The organism is Mycobacterium interjectum, assembly GCF_900078675.2.
Taxonomy (GTDB): domain Bacteria; phylum Actinomycetota; class Actinomycetes; order Mycobacteriales; family Mycobacteriaceae; genus Mycobacterium; species Mycobacterium interjectum.
The window spans coordinates 2354937-2375747 of the sequence record NZ_LT546237.1 but is presented as its reverse complement, the minus strand read 5'-3'; the positions used below and the strand labels follow the sequence as shown (position 1 = coordinate 2375747).

The window sequence follows — 20811 nt, the reverse complement described above, 5'->3', positions numbered from 1 at the left end:
CTGTCGCGCAGGCATTTACCGAGCGGGCGACGGGAATCGAACCCGCGTAGCTAGTTTGGAAGACTAGGGCTCTACCATTGAGCTACGCCCGCAAGCTTTAGTCGAGCGAGACTGTATCTGGCGGCGAACTTCAAATCTAATCGAAGCGGTTTTGTGATGGCTCCGTGAGGTCCCAGGGTCTGGACGGTCCCCTGCTAGGCCAATGCCCCCGGGCCGTAGGATTTCGAGGTCAGCGCGGGGTGTAGCGCAGCTTGGTAGCGCATCCGCTTTGGGAGCGGAAGGCCGCAGGTTCAAATCCTGTCACCCCGACCAACACTGGCCCGATCCACCGAACACCGAGGAGCAAACCCGTGAAGAGCAGCGTCGAGCAGTTGAGCCCCACCCGGGTGCGCATCAACGTGGAGGTGCCGTTCACCGAACTCGAGCCCGATTTCCAGCGGGCCTACAAGGAGCTGGCCAAGCAGGTGCGGCTGCCCGGATTCCGGCCCGGGAAGGCGCCGGCCAAGCTGCTCGAGGCCCGGTTCGGCCGCGAGGCGATGCTCGACCAGGTCGTCAACGAGGCGTTGCCCTCCCGCTACGGCCAGGCGGTCGCCGAGGCGGAAGTCCACCCGCTCGGCCAGCCCGACATCGAGGTCACCAAGAAGGAATACGGCGAGGAGCTGGCGTTCACCGCCGAGGTCGACATCCGACCCAAGATCGCCCTTCCGGACCTGAGTTCCCTGCAGGTCTCGGTCGACCCGATCGAGGTCAGCGACGACGACGTCGACGCCGAACTGGAGTCGCTGCGCGCCCGGTTCGGCACCCTCAAGGGCGTCGAGCGGCCGGTCGCCGACGGTGACTTCGTCTCGATCGACCTGTCGGCCACCGTCGACGGCGAGGAGGTGCCGGGCGCGGCCGCGGAGGGACTCTCCCACGAGGTCGGCTCCGGCCGGCTCATCGCCGGGCTGGACGACGCGCTGGTCGGCCTGTCCGTCGACGAGTCGAAGGAATTCACCGCGCAGTTGGCGACCGGCGAGCACGCGGGCAAGGACGCGCAGGTCACCGTGACCGTCAGGTCGATCAAGGAGCGTGAGCTTCCCGAGCCCGACGACGAGTTCGCCCAATTGGCAAGCGAATTCGACACCATCGACGAGTTACGGTCCAACCTGCGCGAGCAGGTGGGTCGCGTCAAGCGCGCCCAGCAGGCGGAGCAGATCCGCGACGCCACGATCGATGCCCTGCTCGAGCAGGTCGACGTGCCGCTGCCGGAGGCCATCGTCAAGGCCCAGGTCGACAGCGCCGTGCACAACGCGCTGCACGGCTTCGACCACGACGAAGCGAGGCTCGCGGAGGCGCTCCACGAGCAGGGCAAGTCGCGCCAGCAGTTCGAGGTCGACGCGCACAACGCCGCCGAGTCCGACGTCAAGAAGCAGCTGTTGCTGGACGCGCTGGCCGACGAGCTGGAAATCCAGGTCGGCCAGGACGACCTGACCGAGCGGCTGCTGATGACCTCCCGGCAGTACGGCATCGAGCCCCAGCAGCTGTTCGCCTATCTGCAGGAGAACAATCAGCTGCCGGCGATGTTCGCCGACGTGCGCCGCGGGCTGGCCATCGCCGCCGCGGTCGAGGCGGCGACCGTCACCGACACCGACGGCAACACCATCGACACCGGTGAGTTCTTCGGCAAGCGCCCGGAGGAATCTGACGAGGCCGAGGGTGTCGACGAGGCCGAGGGGGCCGAGGGGGGCGAGGCCCCCGACGACGAAGCGGAATGACCCGCCGTGACGCTGTGAGCGAACGCGCCCATTTCAGGGGCGGCGCGGCCGCCACACCGCGGGCCGGTTGGTTAGGGTCGGTGCATAGAAGAACTCGAGAAAGCAGGTAACCCAGTCGTGACTGAGATGCGTTCACCCTCGCAGGGCCTCAACCTCACGGACTCCGTCTATGAGCGCTTGCTCTCCGAGCGCATCATCTTTCTGGGTTCGGAGGTCAACGACGAGGTCGCCAACCGGCTGTGCGCTCAGATTCTGCTGCTCGCCGCCGAGGATGCCGACAAGGACATCTCCCTGTACATCAATTCACCGGGCGGATCGATCAGCGCCGGCATGGCCATCTACGACACCATGGTGCTGGCGCCGTGCGACATCGCGACCTACGCGATGGGCATGGCCGCCTCGATGGGCGAGTTCCTGTTGGCGGCCGGCACCAAAGGCAAGCGCTACGCGCTGCCGCACGCCCGCATCCTGATGCACCAGCCGCTGGGCGGGGTGACCGGCAGCGCGGCCGACATCGCCATCCAGGCCGAGCAGTTCCACGTCATCAAGAAGGAGATGTTCCGGCTGAATGCCGAATTCACCGGGCAGTCGATCGAGCGCATCGAGGCCGATTCCGATCGCGACCGCTGGTTCACCGCCCAGGAGGCTTTGGAATACGGATTCGTCGACCACATCATCACCCGCGCCGCCCACATCACCAACGGAGAAGCCCAGTGAGCACTCAGCACCCCGAGACCCAGCCCCAGGCGCGCTACATCCTGCCGTCGTTCATCGAGCACTCGAGCTTCGGCGTCAAGGAGTCAAACCCCTACAACAAGCTGTTCGAGGAGCGCATCATCTTCCTCGGCGTCCAGGTCGACGACGCTTCGGCGAACGACATCATGGCGCAGCTGCTCGTGTTGGAATCGCTGGACCCCGACCGCGACATCACCATGTACATCAACTCGCCCGGCGGCGGCTTCACCTCGCTGATGGCGATTTACGACACCATGCAGTACGTGCGCGCCGACATTCAGACGGTGTGCCTGGGCCAGGCCGCCTCGGCCGCGGCGGTGCTGCTGGCCGCGGGGACTCCCGGCAAGCGGATGGCGCTGCCCAACGCCCGGGTGCTGATCCACCAGCCGTCGCTTCAGGGTGTGATCCAGGGCCAGTTCTCCGATCTGGAGATCCAGGCGGCCGAGATCGAGCGGATGCGCACCCTGATGGAGACCACGCTGGCCCGCCACACCGGCAAGGACGCCGCGACGATCCGCAAGGACACCGACCGGGACAAGATCCTGACCGCCGAAGAGGCCAAGGACTACGGGATCATCGACACCGTCCTCGAGTACCGCAAGCTCTCGGCGCAAACGGCCTAACGCGGGCTCGCCGAGACTGTAATTCTGCAGCGAAAAGTGCGAGTGGAGTCCTGCAAAATTACAGGCTCGGTGAAAGTTTCGACGCCAGCTCCGCGATGTCGGCCGGTCCCACCCGGCAGCAGCCGCCGATGACACGCGCGCCGGCCGCGGCCCACTGCGCCGCCAACTGCGCGGAGAAGCGGCGCGGACCCATCCACGCGCGACCATCCCAGCGCTCACCGCTGTTCGGGTAGACGATCACCGGCTTGCCGACGGCCGCGGCCAGGCCGATCGCCGGCGCCACGTCGTCGGGCGCGCAGCAATTCACGCCGATCGCGACGACCTCGGGCACCCCGGCCGCCACCGCGAACGCGTCGGCCAACGGTTGTCCGGCCCGGGTCCGCGTGCCGTCGATGGTGTAGCTGAGCCAGGCCGGCACCCCGACGGAGCGAACCAGATCGACCAGCGCCTCGGCCTCGTCGACATCGGGCACCGTCTCGCACGCCAGCACGTCGGCCCCGGCGTCGGCCAGGATCTCCAGCCGGGGCCGGTGCCACCGCGCCAACGCCGCGACCGACAGGCCGTAGCGCCCGCGGTATTCGGACCCGTCGGCCAGCGCGGCGCCGTACGGGCCGACCGAGGCGGCGACGAGCCCGGCCGCACCGGCTTCGTCGCGCGCGGCCCTCGCGAGTTCGACGCTGCGGCGCAGCAGGACCGCGGCCGCACGCCGGTCGATTCCGTGCGCGGCAAAGCCCTGAAACGACGCCTGGTAGCTCGCCGTCGTCGCGATCGCGGCACCGGCACGAAAGTATGCGGCGTGGACGGCGACGATCGCGTGCGGCGCGTCGGCCAGCAGCCTGGCCGACCACAACGGGTCGGAAAGGTCGTAGCCGCGTGCCTCCAGCTCGGTGGCCAGGCCGCCGTCGCTGATCAATACGGATTCGCTGGGCCCAGCGAACCCGGAAAACCCGACTGCCAATCCCACTCGGTAAATGTAGGGTTGTTGGAGCGCACCGGACTCGCTTGGGTTACGACCGCGACACGCCAAAGGCACGGAATGCGCGTCTCGGCGAGTGAGGGGGGCCGTGTGGCTATATGTTTCATCAGACGGAAGTGCATGAACGTCCCACGAACTCCCTCGAATATCAAAGACGCGATTCGGCGGTAATGGTCGCGGGGGGCCCGAGCAAGCGGGTAGCGTCGGGGAATACATGCGGCATAGCACGACGAACGGCGAACAGGAAGTAGGCCCTCAGCACCATGGCGCGCATCGGAGACGGCGGCGACCTGCTTAAGTGCTCGTTCTGCGGGAAGAGCCAAAAGCAGGTCAAGAAACTCATTGCTGGCCCCGGTGTGTACATCTGCGATGAGTGCATCGATCTCTGCAACGAGATCATCGAAGAGGAACTTGCCGACGCCGACGACGTGAAGCTCGACGAACTGCCCAAGCCCGCCGAGATCCGGGACTTCCTAGAGGGATATGTCATCGGGCAGGACACCGCCAAGCGCACGCTGGCCGTCGCCGTCTACAACCACTACAAGCGGATCCAGGCCGGCGAGAAGGGCCGCGACTCCCGGTCCGAGCCGGTGGAGCTGACCAAGTCCAACATTCTGATGCTCGGGCCCACCGGCTGCGGCAAGACCTACCTCGCCCAGACGCTGGCCAAGATGCTCAACGTGCCGTTCGCCATCGCCGACGCCACGGCGCTGACCGAGGCCGGCTACGTCGGCGAGGACGTCGAGAACATCCTCCTCAAACTCATCCAGGCGGCCGACTACGACGTCAAGCGCGCCGAGACCGGCATCATCTACATCGACGAGGTCGACAAGATCGCGCGCAAGAGCGAGAACCCGTCGATCACCCGTGACGTCTCCGGGGAGGGCGTGCAGCAGGCCCTGCTGAAGATCCTGGAGGGCACCCAGGCGTCCGTTCCGCCGCAGGGCGGCCGCAAGCACCCGCATCAGGAGTTCATCCAGATCGACACCACCAACGTGCTGTTCATCGTCGCGGGTGCGTTCGCCGGGCTGGAGAAGATCATCTACGAGCGCGTCGGCAAGCGCGGTCTGGGCTTCGGCGCCGAGGTCCGCTCCAAGGCCGAGATCGACACCACCGATCACTTCGCCGACGTGATGCCCGAGGACTTGATCAAGTTCGGCCTGATCCCCGAGTTCATCGGGCGGCTCCCGGTCGTGGCCTCGGTGACCAACCTGGACATGGATTCGTTGGTCAAGATCCTGTCGGAGCCGAAGAACGCGTTGGTCAAGCAGTACACCCGGCTGTTCGAAATGGACGGCGTGGAACTGGAATTCACCGACGAGGCGCTGGAGGCGATCGCCGATCAGGCGATCCACCGCGGCACGGGCGCCCGGGGCCTGCGGGCGATCATGGAGGAAGTCCTGCTGCCGGTGATGTACGACATCCCGAGCCGCGACGACGTCGCGAAGGTCGTGGTGACCAAGGAGACCGTGCAGGACAACGTGCTGCCGACGATCGTGCCGCGCAAGCCGTCGCGCAGCGAGCGGCGCGACAAGACCGCCTAGCGGTTCTCCATCCCGGCCGCCTGAGGCTTGAGTAGCTCCGACGCGGTTCCCCACCGCGTGGCGCGCGCGCTGGACATACTGAACTTCCTGCTGGCCGATGTTCGCGACGGGTTGGGCCCGTACCTCTCCATTTACCTTCTGCTGACACACCATTGGGACCAGAGGTCCATCGGGTTCGTCATGGCGGTCGGCGGCATCGGGGCGATCGTCGCCCAGGCGCCGGCCGGCGCGCTGGTGGACCGGACGACGGCCAAGCGGGCGGTGATCATCGGCGGCGCGCTGACGGTCACCGCCGGCTCGCTGGCGATGCCGTTGTTCCCCGGCTTCTACTCCATCTCGGTCCTGCAGGCGCTCACCGGGATCGCCGGCTCGGTTTTCGCCCCGGCGCTGGCGGCGATCACCCTCGGCGTGGTCGGCCCCCGGCTGTTCTCCCGGCGGGTCGGACGCAACGAGGCGTTCAACCACGGGGGAAACGCGTCGGCCGCGGCCATCACAGGCGCCCTGGCCTACTTCTTCGGGCCGGTGGTGGTGTTCTGGGTGCTCGCCACGATGGCCGCCGGCAGTGTGCTGGCGACCCTGCGAATCCCGGGCGACGCGATCGATCACGACGTCGCGCGCGGCATGGACCACGTTTCCGGGCAGCCGCACCGGCCACCGTCTCGGCTCGCGGTGCTGCTGCACAACCGGAGGCTGATGATTTTCGCCGCGACCGTCATCGCCTTTCACTTCGCCAACGCGGCGATGCTTCCCCTGGTCGGCCAGCTCCTGGCGCTGCACAACAAAGACGTCGGGACCGCGCTGATGGCGGGCTGCATCGTGGCCGCCCAGGTGGTCATGGTGCCGGTCGCCTACATTGCCGGGGCCAAGGCCGATTCGTGGGGCCGCAAGCCGATCTTCCTGGCCGGATTCGCGGTGCTGGCCGCGCGCGGGTTCCTCTACACGCTGTCGGGCAACTCCTATTGGCTGGTCGGCGTCCAACTCCTCGACGGTGTGGGAGCCGGTGTGTTCGGTGCGCTGTTTCCCCTCGTCGTGCAGGACGTGACGCACGGAACCGGCCGGTTCAACGTCAGCCTGGGGGCGGTGACGGCCGCGACCGGCATCGGCGCTTCGGTCTCCAACCTCGTCGCGGGCGCCATCGTGGTCGCGGCCGGCTACAACGCCGCCTTCGCCTTTCTGGGCGCCCTGGCCGCCGCGGGCTTCGTCTTGTATCTGGTGGCGATGCCCGAGACGGCCCCGCGGGAGCGCGGTGGCCCCTCCGCACCGCGGACGTGACCAATACCACAGTTTTGGATTGTCCGCGCCGCGGCCCTTCGCTGACTTCGACATTGGGCGCAAAACCGCTGCATGCAATGCTTTCGAGACGCCCATGCTCGCCTAAAAGGAGTGCCATAATTGGTACTACTAGTGACACACAAGCTCGCGCGCGCAGGAGCGGCCTCAACGGCGCGTAACCTAAAGCTCCAGCGCAGTGCCTATCCGGATGACGAATGGAAGGCGGATACGTGGATCCGAACGGCAGCGGAGCCGGGTCTGATTCTCATAATGGCTCCTCCGGGAATGGGTCGGCCGCCCGTCAACGTCTAGAACAGGTTGTCATTCGATTCGCCGGGGACTCCGGCGACGGCATGCAGCTGACCGGCGACCGGTTCACATCGGAGGCGGCGCTTTTCGGCAACGACCTCGCCACCCAGCCGAACTACCCCGCCGAGATCCGCGCTCCCGCAGGCACGTTGCCCGGGGTCTCCTCGTTCCAGATTCAGATCGCCGATTACGACATCTTGACCGCCGGCGACCGCCCCGATGTCCTCGTCGCCATGAATCCCGCGGCGCTGAAGGCCAACATCGGCGACCTGCCGCGCGGCGGCATGGTCATCGCGAATTCCGACGAGTTCACCAAGCGCAACCTGACGAAGGTGGGCTACATAACGAACCCGCTGGAGTCCGACGAGCTGTCCGACTACGTCGTGCACTCCGTCGCGATGACGACGCTGACGCTCGGGGCCGTCGAGGCGATCGGTGCGTCGAAGAAGGACGGTCAGCGCGCCAAGAACATGTTCGCGCTCGGCCTGTTGTCGTGGATGTACGGGCGGCCGATCGAAGCCAGCGAGAAATTCATCAGGGAGAAGTTCGCCCGCAAGCCCGACATCGCCGAGGCCAACGTGCTCGCGCTGAAGGCGGGCTGGAACTACGGCGAAACCACCGAGGCGTTCGGCACCACCTACGAGGTCTCGCGGGCGTCCCTGCCGACGGGCGAATACCGCCAGATCTCCGGTAACACCGCGCTGGCCTATGGCATCGTCACCGCCGGTCAGCTGGCCGGCATCCAGGTCGTGCTCGGCAGTTACCCGATCACGCCGGCCTCGGACATCCTGCACGAGCTGTCCAAGCACAAGAACTTCAACGTGATCACCTTCCAGGCCGAGGACGAGATCGGCGGCATCTGCGCGGCGATCGGCGCCTCCTACGGCGGCGCCCTCGGCGTCACCAGCACGTCCGGACCCGGCATCTCGCTGAAGTCCGAGGCGCTGGGCCTGGCGGTGATGACCGAGCTGCCGCTGCTGGTGATCGACGTCCAGCGGGGCGGTCCGTCGACGGGGCTGCCCACCAAGACCGAGCAGGCCGACCTGCTGCAGGCGCTCTACGGCCGCAACGGGGAATCGCCCGTCGCGGTGGTGGCGCCGCGGTCGCCGTCGGACTGCTTCGAGACCGCCCTCGAGGCGGTGCGCATCGCGGTGTCGTACCACACCCCGGTGATCGTGCTGTCCGACGGCGCGATCGCCAACGGCTCTGAGCCGTGGCGCATCCCGGACGTCGGCTCGCTGCAGCCGATCACGCACGCCTTCGCCAAACCGGACGAGCCCTTCCAGCCCTACAACCGGGACCCGGAGACGCTGGCCCGCCAGTTCGCCGTTCCGGGCACGCCCGGGCTCGAGCACCGCATCGGTGGCCTGGAAGCCGCCAACGGCTCCGGCAACATCTCCTACGAGCCGGTCAACCACGACCTCATGGTGCGCATCCGCCAGGCCAAGATCGACGGCATCGCCGTTCCCGATCTGGAGGTCGACGACCCGACCGGGGATGCCGAGCTGCTGCTGATCGGGTGGGGCAGCTCGTACGGGCCGATAGGCGAAGCCTGCCGGCGCGCGCGGCGCAAGGGGATCAAGGTCGCCCACGCTCACCTGCGCCACCTCAGCCCGTTCCCGCCGAACCTGGGCGACGTGCTGCGGCGCTACCCGATGGTGGTGTGCCCGGAGATGAACTTGGGCCAGCTGGCGCTGATCCTGCGCGGCAAGTACCTGGTCGACGTGCAATCCGTCACCAAGGTCCAGGGCGTCGCGTTCCTCGCCGACGAGATCGGGCGCCTCATCCGCGCCGCGCTCGGCGGCACACTGGCGGAAATCGAGCAAGACAAGAAGATGGTCGCCAGAATGGCGGCAGCAACGGTTGGAGCGGGAGCTAGCGAATGACCGACCTGGTTGGCGCAGACCTCGGGGTCACCCCGAGACTGACCAAGAACGACGGGGTCCCCACGGTGTCTGCCGGGGACGAGCCGCAGAAGGCCAAGGATTTCACCAGCGACCAGGAGGTGCGTTGGTGCCCGGGCTGCGGTGACTACGTCATCCTCAACACCATCCGTAACTTCCTGCCGGACCTCGGTCTGCGCCGCGAGAACATCGTCTTCATCAGCGGCATCGGCTGCTCGAGCCGGTTCCCGTACTACCTCGAGACCTACGGGTTCCACTCGATCCACGGCCGCGCGCCGGCGATCGCCACCGGGTTGGCGCTGGCCCGCGAGGACCTTTCGGTGTGGGTGGTGACCGGCGACGGTGACGCGTTGTCGATCGGCGGCAACCACCTGATCCACGCGCTGCGCCGCAACGTCAACATCACCATCCTGCTGTTCAACAACCGGATCTACGGCCTGACCAAGGGCCAGTACTCGCCGACGTCGGAGGTCGGCAAGATCACCAAGTCGACGCCGATGGGTTCGCTCGATCAGCCGTTCAACCCGGTGTCGCTGGCGCTGGGCGCCGAGGCCACCTTCGTCGGCCGCGCGCTGGACTCCGACCGCACCGGGCTGACCGAGGTCCTGCGCGCCGCGGCCGAACACCGGGGTGCCGCCGTGGTCGAAATCCTGCAGGACTGCCCGATCTTCAACGACGGCTCCTTCGACGCGCTGCGCAAGGAGGGCGCCGAGGAGCGGGTGATCAACGTCCACCACGGCGAGCCAATTGTGTTCGGCGCCAACGGAGAATACTGCGTGGTGAAGTCCGGCTTCAGCCTCGAGGTGGCCAAGACCGCCGACGTGAGCGTCGACGAGATCGTCGTGCACGACGCGCACGCCGACGACTCGGCCTACGCGTTCGCGCTGTCGCGGCTGTCCGATCAGAACCTCGACCACACCGTGCTGGGCATCTTCCGCAACATCAGCCGGCCCACCTACGACGACGCGGCACGCTCCCAGGTCCGCGCCGCGCAAGCATCGAAGCCGTTCGACTCCGCCGCGCTGCAGTCGCTGCTGACCGGGCGCGACACCTGGACCGTCGACTGACGTGGCCGAGCAGATGCCCGACGCAGTGTCACTGGCCGGGGTGATCGTCGCTGGCGGAGAGTCGCGGCGCATGGGCCGCGACAAGGCCACCTTGCCGGGCCCCGGAGGAGCCGCCACGATGGCCGAGTATGTCGTCGGCATCGTCGCACAGCGCTGCGAACCCGTGTTCGTGATGGCCGCCCCGGGACAACCGTTGCCGGCGCTGCAGGCGCGCGTCATCCGCGACGACGTCCGCGGCCTGGGACCGCTGCCGGCGACCGGGCGGGGACTGCGCGCGGCCGCGGAGGCGGGCGCGCGATTCGCGTTCGTCTGCGCCGTCGACATGCCGCTGCTGAACGCCGATGTGATCGACGATCTGTTCCGCCTCGCCACCGAGACCGACGCCGAGGTGGTGTTGCCGTGGGACGGTCACAGCCACTACCTGGCGGCGGTGTATCGCACCGATCTGGCCGATCGGATCGAAGCGCTGGTCGCCGCGGGGGAGCGCAAGATGAGCGCCCTGATCGACGCCTCCGACGCCCAGCAGATCGTGCTACCGGATTCGCGCCCGCTGACCAACGTCAATACGGACGCCGATCTGCGCGCGGTGGTGCACGCCAGTCCGATTAATTAATTTATTCAAAAGCCATTCTTTTCGATATTGAATGATTGGCGCCGCCCATTTCCATATCGCCGTTCGAATTATCCGTGAATGGCGAGGGCCTGGGTCCCTTCGGGCATGCCCCGTATCGCCTTGGCGCAGTGCAACATTCGGTTGCCGCGCGAAGAGCACCGGCGATTGCCCGCCACGGAACGCCTTCTGGCCGACGGGAAATCGCCCGACTGATGTGAAAGCCATTGAAGTCGTGAGCATTCCACCAGAGTGGAGCGAAAGGCCATGCGGCACTGTTTCGTTCGCTTTTGGCCGGACTCAAACAGCGAAACCGGGCGTGTCGCCCTGCAATCGTGCGTATCTTCTTGTATTGTGCGCCGGCCCGGGGCCGCGCCGTGGTGGGGCCACGACCACGCCGTCGGTGCCGCGGCCCCGAAAGCGCGTGTGCCAGCTCACAAAATCGGCGTGATTCGGCTCACGATCTGATTGTTGCTCCGTCCGGTGGGCACGATTCGAAAAGGCGCGGCTGACCTGCAGAGATCGTTATGCGATCGCAGCGTGATCGGGTCGTTATCGAACCGAGATATACGTTTTCTGAAGATGACGAACGCGGCCGGGTTTCGTACGGTCCCTGTTAGCCCGAAAACGGGTTAACGGAAAAGTAATCGACAATCGAATCACGGACCCGCGTGCGAGCGGGGCCGCGGGCGGCAGAGCCGCGTCGCGGCCCGGGGTTCTACCCCGCCGGGCATATCGAGCGCCCGCCGCTGCGTGCCAGAACGAGACGGCACGTCCCAGAGCACCTTCGAGCACCAATCAAGACCTTCGACCCACCCCGGTGGGTCTGCTTTGGCGCGCGCGCACCGCGAAAGGAAGAAATTTGAAGAACGTCCGCAAGACGCTCATCCTCGCCGCGATCACCGGCACCCTGGTGACGGTGCCTTCCGCCACCGCCACCGCGGAACCGATGGGCTTTGACCCGAACGTTCCCCCCGCCGGGGCCGCCCCCGACGCGCCCCCGCCGGCCCCGGANACGCGATCGCGCAGTGCGAGTCGGGCGGCAACTGGGGAATCAGCACCGGTAACGGGTTCTCCGGTGGCCTGCAGTTCACCTCGAGCACCTGGCACGCCAACGGTGGCTCGGGGTCGCCGGCCAACGCCAGCCGCGAGGAGCAGATCCGCGTGGCCGAGAACGTGCTGCACACGCAAGGCATCGGCGCGTGGCCCGTCTGCGGTCGGCGCGGCTGACCGCTGTAGACGCGCCTCCTGAGGGGTAAGTAATGCCGGGCCTTGCGGCCCGGCATTACTTGTCTCGGGGTCGGGTAGCCTCGGGCCGATGACCGCAACGCCTCGCGAGTTCGACATCGTGTTGTACGGGGCGACCGGCTTCGTCGGGAAGCTGACCGCCGAATACCTGGCCCGCGCCGGAGCGGGCGCGCGGATCGCGTTGGCCGGCAGATCGCCGGAGCGGCTGCGCGCCGTTCGCGACTCCCTGGGTGACGCCGCGCAGGGCTGGGCGGTCCTGGCTGCCGACGCCGCGAAGCCGTTGACGCTGGATGAGATGGCCGCCCGGACCCGAGTCGTCGTCACGACGGTCGGGCCCTACAGCCGCTACGGGTTGCCGCTGGTCGCCGCGTGCGCGGCCGCAGGCACTGATTACGCCGACCTGACCGGGGAGGCGACGTTCGTCCGCGAAAGCATCGACCTCCATCACAAGCAGGCCGCCGACACCGGCGCCCGCATCGTGCACTCCTGCGGGTTCGATTCGGTCCCGTCCGATTTGAGCGTGTACGCGCTGTACCGGGCCGCGCAGCGGGACGGCGCCGGCGAGCTCGGGGACACGCACCTGGTGGTGCGCTCCATGTCCGGCGGGCTGTCCGGCGGCACCATCGCCTCGGGCGTGGAAGTCATGGACACGGCATCGCGCGATGCCGAGGCGCGCCGCCAGCTCCTCGACCCCTACACATTGAGCACCGACCGCGGCGCGGAACCCGAACTGGGCCCGCAGCCCGACCTGCCGTGGCGTCGCGGTCGCCACATCGCGCCCGAACTGTCCGCGGTGTGGACCGCCGGATTTTTGATGGCGCCCTACAACACCCGGATCGTGCGGCGCAGCAACGCGCTGCTGGACTGGGCGTACGGCCGGCGCTTCCGCTACGACGAGAACATGAGCGTTGGATCATCGGCTCTGGCGCCGATGGCGTCGGCCCTCGTGAGCGGCGTCGGCAACGCGATGTTCGGGCTGGGCAGCCGCTACTTCCGGTTCCTGCCGCGCCGCCTGGTAGAGCGGGTCCTTCCCAAGCCGGGCACGGGTCCGAGCGAGGCGGCCCGCGAGCGCGGCTACTACCGCATCGAGACCTACACCACAACGACCACCGGCGCCCGCTACGTGGCGCGTATGGAGCAGCACGGTGACCCCGGTTACAAGGCGACCGCGGTGCTGCTGGGGGAGTGCGGCCTGGCCCTCGCGCTGGACCGGGACAAACTCTCCGACCTGCACGGCGTGCTGACGCCCGCGACGGCGATGGGCGACGCGTTGCTGGCGCGATTCCCCGCCGCCGGTGTGTCCTTGCAGGTTGACCGCCTGGGCGGGTGAGCTCCGCGCATCCCTAGAATTGACCGGTGACCGCCAGCCCCCGCCCCGCCGCCGACCCGCTGCCCAAGTCGTGGGAACCGGCCGCTATGGAGGACGCGATCTACCGGAAGTGGCTGGATGCGGGTTACTTCAAGGCCGACGCCCGCAGCTCGAAGCCCGCCTACTCGATCGTGCTGCCGCCGCCGAACGTCACCGGCAGCCTGCACATGGGCCACGCGCTGGAACACACCATGATGGACGCCCTGATCCGCCGCAAGCGCATGCAGGGCTACGAGGTGCTGTGGCAGCCGGGGATGGACCACGCGGGCATCGCGACCCAAAGCGTGGTGGAACGCCAGCTCGCCGTCGACGGCAAGACCAAGGAGGACTTCGGGCGGGAGCTCTTCGTCGAGAAGGTGTGGGACTGGAAGCGTGAGTCCGGGGGCGCCATCGGCGGCCAGATGCGCCGGCTCGGCGACGGCGTGGACTGGAGCCGCGACCGGTTCACCATGGACGAGGGCCTGTCGCGGGCGGTGCGGACCATCTTCAAGCGGCTTTATGACGCCGGGCTGATCTATCAGGCCGAGCGCCTGGTCAACTGGTCCCCGGTCCTGCAGACCGCGATCTCGGACCTGGAGGTGAACTACCTCGACGTCGAGGGCGAGCTGGTGTCGTTCCGCTACGGATCACTCAACGACGACGATCCCCACATCGTGGTCGCCACCACCCGGGTGGAGACCATGCTGGGCGACACCGCGATCGCGGTGCATCCCGACGACGACCGCTACCGGCACCTGGTCGGCACGAGCCTGCCGCACCCGTTCGTGGACCGCGCGCTCGTCGTCGTCGCCGACGAGCACGTCGACCCCGAATTCGGCACGGGTGCAGTCAAAGTCACGCCCGCGCACGACCCGAACGACTTCGAGATCGGGTTGCGCCACGAGCTGCCGATGATCTCGATCATGGACACCAAGGGCCGGATCGCCGACACCGGAACGCAATTCGACGGGATGGACCGCTTCGAGGCCCGGGTCGCCGTGCGCGAAGCCCTGGCCGCACAGGGCCGGGTCGTCGAGGAGAAGCGGCCCTATCTGCACAGCGTCGGGCATTCCGAGCGCAGTGGCGAGCCGATCGAGCCGCGGCTGTCGCTGCAGTGGTGGGTCCGGGTGGAATCGCTGGCCAAGGCCGCCGGCGACGCGGTTCGCAACGGGGACACCGTGATTCACCCCGCCAGCCTGGAGCCGCGCTGGTTCGCCTGGGTCGACGACATGCACGACTGGTGCATCTCGCGCCAGCTGTGGTGGGGCCACCGCATCCCCATCTGGTACGGGCCGGGCGGCGAACAGGCGTGCTTCGGCCCCGACGAGACGCCGCCGGAGGGCTGGGAGCAGGACCACGATGTGCTGGACACCTGGTTCTCCTCCGCGCTGTGGCCGTTCTCCACCCTGGGCTGGCCCGAGCAGACGCCGGAGCTGGAAAAGTTCTACCCGACAAGCGTTCTGGTGACCGGCTACGACATCCTGTTCTTCTGGGTCGCCCGGATGATGATGTTCGGCACCTTCGTCGGCGGCGACGACGCCATCACCCTCGGCGGCCGCCGTGGCCCGCAGGTTCCGTTCACCGACGTCTTTCTGCACGGGCTGATCCGGGACGAATTCGGCCGCAAGATGAGCAAGTCCAAGGGCAACGTCATCGACCCGCTGGACTGGGTCGAGGCGTTCGGTGCCGATGCGTTGCGGTTCACGCTGGCCCGCGGCGCCAGCCCGGGCGGCGACCTGTCCATCGGGGAGGATGCCGTCCGGGCCTCGCGCAACTTCGGCACCAAGCTGTTCAACGCCACCAGGTACGCGCTGCTGAACGGCGCGGCGCTGGCGCCCCTGCCCGCCCAGGCGGAGCTCACCGACGCCGATCGATGGATCCTCGGACGGTTGGAAGAGGTTCGCGCCGAGGTTGATTCGGCCTTCGACGGCTACGAGTTCAGCCGGGCCTGCGAATCGCTCTACCACTTCGCGTGGGACGAATTCTGCGACTGGTACGTCGAACTGGCCAAGACGCAGCTCGCCGACGGGCTCGCGCACACCACCGCCGTGCTCGCCGCGGTGCTCGACACGCTGCTGCGCCTGCTGCATCCGGTCATCCCGTTCCTCACCGAGGCGCTCTGGCAGGCGTTGACCAACCGGGAGTCGCTGGTGATCGCCGAATGGCCGAAATCGTCGGGCATCTCGCTGGATCAGGTTGCCGCGCAGCGAATCAGCGACATGCAACGGCTCGTCACCGAGGTCCGCCGGTTTCGCAGCGAACAGGGCTTGGCGGACCGGCAGAAGGTGCCGGCCCGCCTGGCCGGCGTCGAGGGCGCGGACCTAGGCGGCCAGGTGAGCGCGGTGACGTCGCTGGCGTGGCTCACCGAGCCGGGTCCGGGTTTTCAGCCGTCGGCGTCGGTGGAGGTGCGCCTCAGCGGTGGCACCGTCGTCGCCGAGCTCGACACGTCGGGCACCATCGACGTCGCCGCCGAGCGCCGCCGCCTGGAAAAGGACCTGGCCGCGGCGCAAAAGGAGCTGGCGTCGACGGCGGCCAAGCTGGGCAACGCCGACTTCCTCGCCAAGGCGCCCGAGCAGGTGGTCGCCAAGATCCGCGACCGTCAGCGGGTGGCCCAGGAGGAAACCGAGCGGATCACCGGCAGGCTGGCCGCGCTGCAATGATCGAGCCGCCCGAGCGGGCCATCAGCGCGGCGCCCACACCCGATGAGATCGCGTCCCTGCTGCAGGTGGAGCACCTGCTCGACCAACGCTGGCCGGAAACCAGGATCGAGCCGAGCCTGACCCGGATCAGCGCCCTGATGGACCTGCTGGGGTCGCCGCAACTGGGCTATCCATCGATCCACATCGCGGGCACCAACGGCAAGACGTCGGTGGCGCGCATGGTCGACGCTCTGGTGACCGCGCTGGGCCGGCGCACCGGCCGAACCACCAGCCCGCACCTGCAGTCGGCGGTCGAGCGCATCGCGATCGACGGCCTGCCGATCAGCCCGGCCCAATACGTGGCGACCTACCGGGAGATCGAGCCGTTCGTGCATTTGGTTGATGCGCAGTCGCAGGCCGACGGCGGGCCGGCAATGAGCAAATTCGAGGTGCTCACGGCGATGGCGTTCGCCGCGTTCGCCGACGCGCCCGTCGACGTCGTGGTGGTCGAGGTCGGCATGGGCGGGCGCTGGGACGCCACCAACGTGGTCAACGCGCCGGTGGCGGTGATCACCCCGATCGGTATCGACCATGTCGACTACCTCGGCGACGACATCGCCGGGATCGCCGGCGAGAAGGCCGGGATCATCACCAAAGCACCGGACGGCGCGCCGGACACCGTCGCCGTCATCGCGCGCCAGGTGCCCGAGGCGATGGACGCGCTGCTGGCCCAGTCCGTGCGCGCCGACGCCGCGGTCGCCCGCGAGGATTCGGAGTTCGCGGTCCTGGGCCGCCAGGTCGCCATCGGCGGCCAGGTGCTGCAGCTGCAGGGCCTCGGCGGGGTGTACTCGGACGTCTACCTGCCGCTGCACGGCGAACACCAGGCGCACAATGCGGCGGTGGCCCTGGCGGCGGTCGAGGCCTTTTTCGGCGCCGGCGCGCAGCGCCAGCTCGACGTCGACGCCGTCCGCGCCGGCTTCGCCGCCGTCACCAGCCCGGGGCGGCTGGAGCGCCTGCGCAGCGCACCCACGGTGTTCATCGACGCCGCGCACAATCCCGCCGGTGCGGCCGCGCTGGCACGGACGCTGGCCGCCGAGTTCGACTTCCGGTTTCTGGTCGGGGTGATCAGTGTGATGGCCGACAAGGACGTGGACGGCATCCTCGCGGCGCTGGAGCCGGCGTTCGACGCCGTCGTGGTGACCCACAACGGTTCGCCGCGGGCGCTGGACGTCGAGGCGCTGGCGCTGGCCGCCGGCGAGCGATTCGGGCCCGACCGCGTCACCACCGCCGAGAACCTGCGCGACGCTATCGACATCGCGACCGCCCTGGTCGACGACGCCTCGACGGAAAGCGATGCGGGAGAGTCTTTTTCGGGCACGGGGATCGTCGTCACCGGCTCGGTCGTGACCGCCGGGGCCGCCCGCAGCCTGTTCGGTCGTGATCCCCAATGACCGGCAACAACACGGCGCCGCCTGCCGATCCGTGGAAGAGCTTCGGTGCGGTGATGGCCGCGACGCTGATCCTCGAGGCGATCGTGGTGCTGCTGGCGATCCCGGTGGTGAGCGCGGTCGGCGGCGGCCTGACCGGCGCGTCGCTGGGCTACCTGATCGGCCTGGCGGTGGCGCTGGTCGTGCTGGCCGGGCTGCAGCGCAGGCCCTGGGCGATCTGGGCGAACCTGGGCATCCAGGTGGTGCTGTTGGCCGGCTTCGCCGTCTACCCCGGGGTGGGATTCATCGGGGTGCTGTTCACCGCGTTGTGGGTGCTCATCGCCTACTTCCGCGCCGAGGTGCGGCGCAGGCAGGAGTAGGGCCGATCGGCAAAGGGTTCTGTACGCTGTCCGCCGTGACCGAACGGACCCTGGTACTGATCAAGCCGGACGCCGTCGAGCGGCACCTGATAGGCGAGATCATCAGCCGCATCGAGCGAAAAGGCCTCACCATCGCGGCGCTCGAGCTCCGGCACGTCAGCGAAGAGCTGGCCGGCCAGCACTACGCCGAACACGAGGGCAAGCCGTTCTTCGAGTCGTTGCTGGGATTCATCACCTCGGGGCCGGTGGTGGCCGCGGTCGTCGAGGGACCGCGCGCGATCGCGGCGTTTCGGCAGGTCGCCGGGGGCACCGACCCGGTCGAGAAGGCCACGCCGGGCACCATCCGGGGCGACTTCGGGCTTCAAACGCAGTTCAACCTGGTGCACGGGTCCGACTCGGACGATTCGGCGAAGCGCGAGATCGCGCTCTGGTTTCCCGGAATTTAGCGCTGGCCGGATAGGGGCCGGACACGGCCCCGACGGCGTTTGCTGAAACGCGTATCTCGGGTGCGGGTGGGCACGGCGAGTGATGTGGGATACTGACAGCGGGTGAACGTCGCCGGACCGGCTTCGGACACCCGAATGAAGACTTAGACAAGCGCGACCATCGCCACTGCCGTGATGTTGCGCCGCATGTCAGGCCGACATTCAGCACGGCGCCGAGCGAGTTCTACCTGAGCCGCCCGGGGCAAGACCATCACAAGCCTGGGAGAAGCGACCCGGGCCCATAGTGCAGCCCTCGCGTGGCCGCGTCGAAGCGACGCGCCCGGGGGCTTAAGGAGAATACGTGGTAGACAGTGCGCCACCTTCGAATCCACCGCAAGAGCCGGTCCAGCACGACGACCTGCCCGATCGCCTGAGGGTGCATCAGCTGGCGCGGGCGCTGGGCAGCACCAATAGAGAGGTGATCGAGGCGCTCACCGCGCTCGACGGGCGGGCCCGCAACGTGCATTCGGGCGTCGACCGCGAGGACGCCCTCCGGGTCCGTGACCTGATCTTCGCCAAGCCGCTGCCCAACATCCCGGGCTTCAGCCACGCGGCGGCCAAAGAGCAACCGCTGCTGCTGCGGACCTCGACCGAACCGGCCGAATACCTGCCGCTGTTCGTGGCGCCACAGCCGGTGGAGATCGGTGGCGGCGGTGACGCCGACGACGCCGGCGATTCCGACGAATCCGACGACGACGACGAGGATCAACCCGATCGAACGGCCAACAGGCGGCGGCGCCGCGGCCGGCGGGGGCGCGGGCGCGGGCNGAGCATTTCGTGACCTCCGCGGCGTCCGCCTCCCTGGTGGGCAACATCTACCTGGGGATCGTGCAGAACGTGCTGCCCTCGATGGAGGCGGCGTTCGTCGACATCGGCCGGGGCCGCAACGGTGTGCTCTACGCCGGCGAAGTCAACTGGGAGGCCGCGGGATTGGGCGGTTCCGACCGCAAGATCGAACAGGCCCTCAAGCCCGGCGATTATGTCGTCGTCCAGGTCAGCAAGGACCCGGTGGGGCACAAGGGCGCCCGGCTCACCACTCAGGTGTCGCTGGCCGGTCGCTACCTGGTTTACGTGCCCGGCGCGTCGTCGACCGGGATCAGCCGTAAGCTGCCCGACACCGAGCGTCAGCGGCTCAAGGAGATCCTGCGCGAGGTGGTGCCGTCCGACGCCGGGGTGATCATCCGCACCGCGTCCGAGGGGGTCAAAGAGGACGACATCCGCAAGGACGTCACCCGCCTGCAGGAGCGCTGGCAGCAGATCGAGGCCAAGGCGACCGAGACGAAGGAGAAGGCCGCGGGCGCCGCGGTGTCGCTCTACGAAGAGCCGGATGTGTTGGTCAAGGTCATCCGTGACCTGTTCAACGAGGACTTCGCGGGCCTCATCGTCTCCGGCGACGAGGCCTGGAAAACGATCAACGAGTATGTGAATTCCGTTGCCCCAGAGCTTGTTTCGAAGCTGGCCAAGTACGAGCCCGCCGCCGGGCCGGATGAGGCGAGCGGCCCGGACGTGTTCGCGGTGCACCGCATCGACGAGCAACTCGCCAAAGCGATGGAGCGCAAGGTGTGGCTGCCGTCGGGCGGCACGCTGGTGATCGACCGCACCGAGGCGATGACGGTGGTCGACGTCAACACCGGCAAGTTCACCGGCTCCGGCGGCAACCTCGAACAGACCGTCACCAAGAACAACCTCGAGGCGGCCGAGGAGATCGTGCGCCAGCTGCGGCTGCGCGACATCGGCGGCATCGTGGTCATCGACTTCATCGACATGGTGCTGGAGTCCAACCGCGACCTGGTGCTGCGGCGGCTGACCGAGGCGCTGTCCCGCGACCGCACCCGCCATCAGGTGTCCGAGGTGACGTCCCTGGGCTTGGTGCAGCTGACCCGCAAGCGGTTGGGCACCGGGCTGATCGAGGCGTTCTCGTCGTCGTGCCCGAACTGCGGCGGCCGCGGCATCCTGCTGCACGGCGACCCGGTCGATTCCGCCCCGTCCAACGGGCGCAAGTCCGAGTCCGGTGGTCGCCGGGGCAGGCGCTCGAAGAAGAAGGGGGCCGAAGAGGCCTCCGACCAGCCCACCGTGGCCAAGGTGCCCGCGCACGCCCCCGGTGAACACCCGATGTTCAAGGCGATGGCCGCCGGCGCGTCCGGGGCCGCCGGCCAGGATGAGCAGGACGAGGAGGAGGCCGACGGGTCCGGCGAGGTGCTCACCGCCACGGTCGACAAGGAGACCGAAGAGCGGGCCGCCGCCGACCTGGACGACACCGACACCGATGACTTCGAGGACAACGACGACGACGAGGACGAGTTCGACGACGACAACGACGAGGACGACGACGACCTCGACGACGAGGACCTCGGCGACGACGAGGAGCTGGATCTGGACGACGACGAAGACGATCTGGACGACGAGGATTCCGACGACGACACCGCACCGAGCGGAAACGGCGGGTCCCCGGCCGGACGTCCGCGCCGCCGCCGCGCCGCGGGCAGGCCG

14 protein-coding genes, 2 tRNA genes and 2 pseudogenes are annotated in these 20811 nt (G+C 68.1%); 16 read left to right on the top strand and 2 right to left on the bottom strand.

Features of this window, described 5'->3' with window-relative positions:
• Positions 1–21: 21 nt before the first annotated feature.
• Positions 22–92: transfer RNA gene (locus BN4348_RS45770), tRNA-Gly, on the bottom strand.
• Between the two features lie 143 nt (positions 93–235).
• Here BN4348_RS45770 and BN4348_RS45765 point away from each other — a divergent pair.
• From BN4348_RS45765 to clpP2, 4 genes are all read left to right on the top strand, one after another.
• A tRNA-Pro gene (locus tag BN4348_RS45765) sits at positions 236–312 on the top strand.
• 38 nt (positions 313–350) lie between these two features.
• Positions 351–1754, top strand: a complete 1404-nt coding sequence (gene tig / locus BN4348_RS45760; protein WP_066914216.1) for a trigger factor — start codon at positions 351–353, stop codon at positions 1752–1754.
• A gap of 126 nt (positions 1755–1880) precedes the next feature.
• Positions 1881–2471, top strand: a complete 591-nt coding sequence (gene clpP1 / locus BN4348_RS45755; RefSeq protein ID WP_040622585.1) for an ATP-dependent CLP protease proteolytic subunit ClpP1 — start codon at positions 1881–1883, stop codon at positions 2469–2471.
• Positions 2468–3112, top strand: a complete 645-nt coding sequence (clpP2, locus tag BN4348_RS45750) for an ATP-dependent CLP protease proteolytic subunit ClpP2 (RefSeq protein ID WP_066914214.1) — start codon at positions 2468–2470, stop codon at positions 3110–3112. The genes clpP1 and clpP2 overlap by 4 nt, the downstream gene beginning before the upstream one ends.
• 58 nt (positions 3113–3170) lie before the next feature.
• Here clpP2 and mmuM read toward each other — a convergent pair whose 3' ends face one another.
• Positions 3171–4076: a homocysteine S-methyltransferase gene (mmuM, locus tag BN4348_RS45745; RefSeq protein WP_084454256.1), complete on the bottom strand. Its 906-nt coding sequence runs from the start codon at positions 4074–4076 to the stop codon at positions 3171–3173.
• A gap of 275 nt (positions 4077–4351) precedes the next feature.
• On the opposite strand from mmuM, the gene clpX reads away from it, so the two are divergent.
• From clpX to BN4348_RS45685, 12 genes and pseudogenes are all read left to right on the top strand, one after another.
• Positions 4352–5632, top strand: a complete 1281-nt coding sequence (gene clpX / locus BN4348_RS45740; protein ID WP_066914210.1) for an ATP-dependent Clp protease ATP-binding subunit ClpX — start codon at positions 4352–4354, stop codon at positions 5630–5632.
• Positions 5633–5659: 27 nt separating this feature from the next.
• Positions 5660–6904 (top strand): MFS transporter, encoded by a 1245-nt coding sequence (locus BN4348_RS45735; protein ID WP_066914208.1) that lies wholly within the window; start codon positions 5660–5662, stop codon positions 6902–6904.
• A gap of 230 nt (positions 6905–7134) precedes the next feature.
• Positions 7135–9099, top strand: coding sequence for a 2-oxoacid:acceptor oxidoreductase subunit alpha (locus BN4348_RS45730; RefSeq protein WP_096866292.1), 1965 nt, complete (start codon positions 7135–7137; stop codon positions 9097–9099).
• On the top strand, positions 9096–10184 hold the full coding sequence (locus tag BN4348_RS45725) for a 2-oxoacid:ferredoxin oxidoreductase subunit beta (protein ID WP_066914204.1): 1089 nt from the start codon (positions 9096–9098) through the stop codon (positions 10182–10184). The genes BN4348_RS45730 and BN4348_RS45725 overlap by 4 nt, the downstream gene beginning before the upstream one ends.
• Positions 10185–10197: 13 nt before the next feature.
• On the top strand, positions 10198–10797 hold the full coding sequence (mobA, locus tag BN4348_RS45720) for a molybdenum cofactor guanylyltransferase (protein ID WP_066914231.1): 600 nt from the start codon (positions 10198–10200) through the stop codon (positions 10795–10797).
• A gap of 859 nt (positions 10798–11656) precedes the next feature.
• Positions 11657–12024 (top strand): annotated as a pseudogene (locus BN4348_RS61600) (transglycosylase family protein).
• Positions 12025–12112: 88 nt separating this feature from the next.
• Positions 12113–13372, top strand: coding sequence for a saccharopine dehydrogenase family protein (locus BN4348_RS45710; protein ID WP_066914202.1), 1260 nt, complete (start codon positions 12113–12115; stop codon positions 13370–13372).
• 26 nt (positions 13373–13398) lie between these two features.
• Positions 13399–16050 carry a valine--tRNA ligase gene (locus tag BN4348_RS45705; RefSeq protein ID WP_066914200.1) on the top strand — a complete coding sequence of 884 codons (2652 nt, stop codon included), beginning with the start codon at positions 13399–13401 and terminating at the stop codon, positions 16048–16050.
• Positions 16047–17480: a bifunctional tetrahydrofolate synthase/dihydrofolate synthase gene (folC, locus tag BN4348_RS45700; protein WP_066914198.1), complete on the top strand. Its 1434-nt coding sequence runs from the start codon at positions 16047–16049 to the stop codon at positions 17478–17480. The genes BN4348_RS45705 and folC overlap by 4 nt, the downstream gene beginning before the upstream one ends.
• Positions 17477–17836: a DUF4233 domain-containing protein gene (locus BN4348_RS45695; protein WP_066914196.1), complete on the top strand. Its 360-nt coding sequence runs from the start codon at positions 17477–17479 to the stop codon at positions 17834–17836. Before folC ends, BN4348_RS45695 begins: the two co-directional genes overlap by 4 nt.
• Before the next feature lie 35 nt (positions 17837–17871).
• Positions 17872–18282, top strand: a complete 411-nt coding sequence (ndk, locus tag BN4348_RS45690; protein ID WP_066914194.1) for a nucleoside-diphosphate kinase — start codon at positions 17872–17874, stop codon at positions 18280–18282.
• Between the two features lie 340 nt (positions 18283–18622).
• Positions 18623–20811: pseudogene (locus tag BN4348_RS45685) on the top strand (Rne/Rng family ribonuclease); the annotation flags it as partial.

Excerpts from the sequence above, each read along its gene's own strand:
- BN4348_RS45710 (WP_066914202.1), top strand. The coding sequence starts at position 12,113 with ATGACCGCAACGCCTCGCGAGTTCGACATCGTGTTGTACGGGGCGACC.
- BN4348_RS45695 (WP_066914196.1), top strand. The coding sequence starts at position 17,477 with ATGACCGGCAACAACACGGCGCCGCCTGCCGATCCGTGGAAGAGCTTC.
- folC (WP_066914198.1), top strand. The coding sequence starts at position 16,047 with ATGATCGAGCCGCCCGAGCGGGCCATCAGCGCGGCGCCCACACCCGAT.
- clpP1 (WP_040622585.1), top strand. The coding sequence starts at position 1,881 with ATGCGTTCACCCTCGCAGGGCCTCAACCTCACGGACTCCGTCTATGAG.
- BN4348_RS45725 (WP_066914204.1), top strand. The coding sequence starts at position 9,096 with ATGACCGACCTGGTTGGCGCAGACCTCGGGGTCACCCCGAGACTGACC.
- mobA (WP_066914231.1), top strand. The coding sequence starts at position 10,198 with ATGCCCGACGCAGTGTCACTGGCCGGGGTGATCGTCGCTGGCGGAGAG.
- clpX (WP_066914210.1), top strand. The coding sequence starts at position 4,352 with ATGGCGCGCATCGGAGACGGCGGCGACCTGCTTAAGTGCTCGTTCTGC.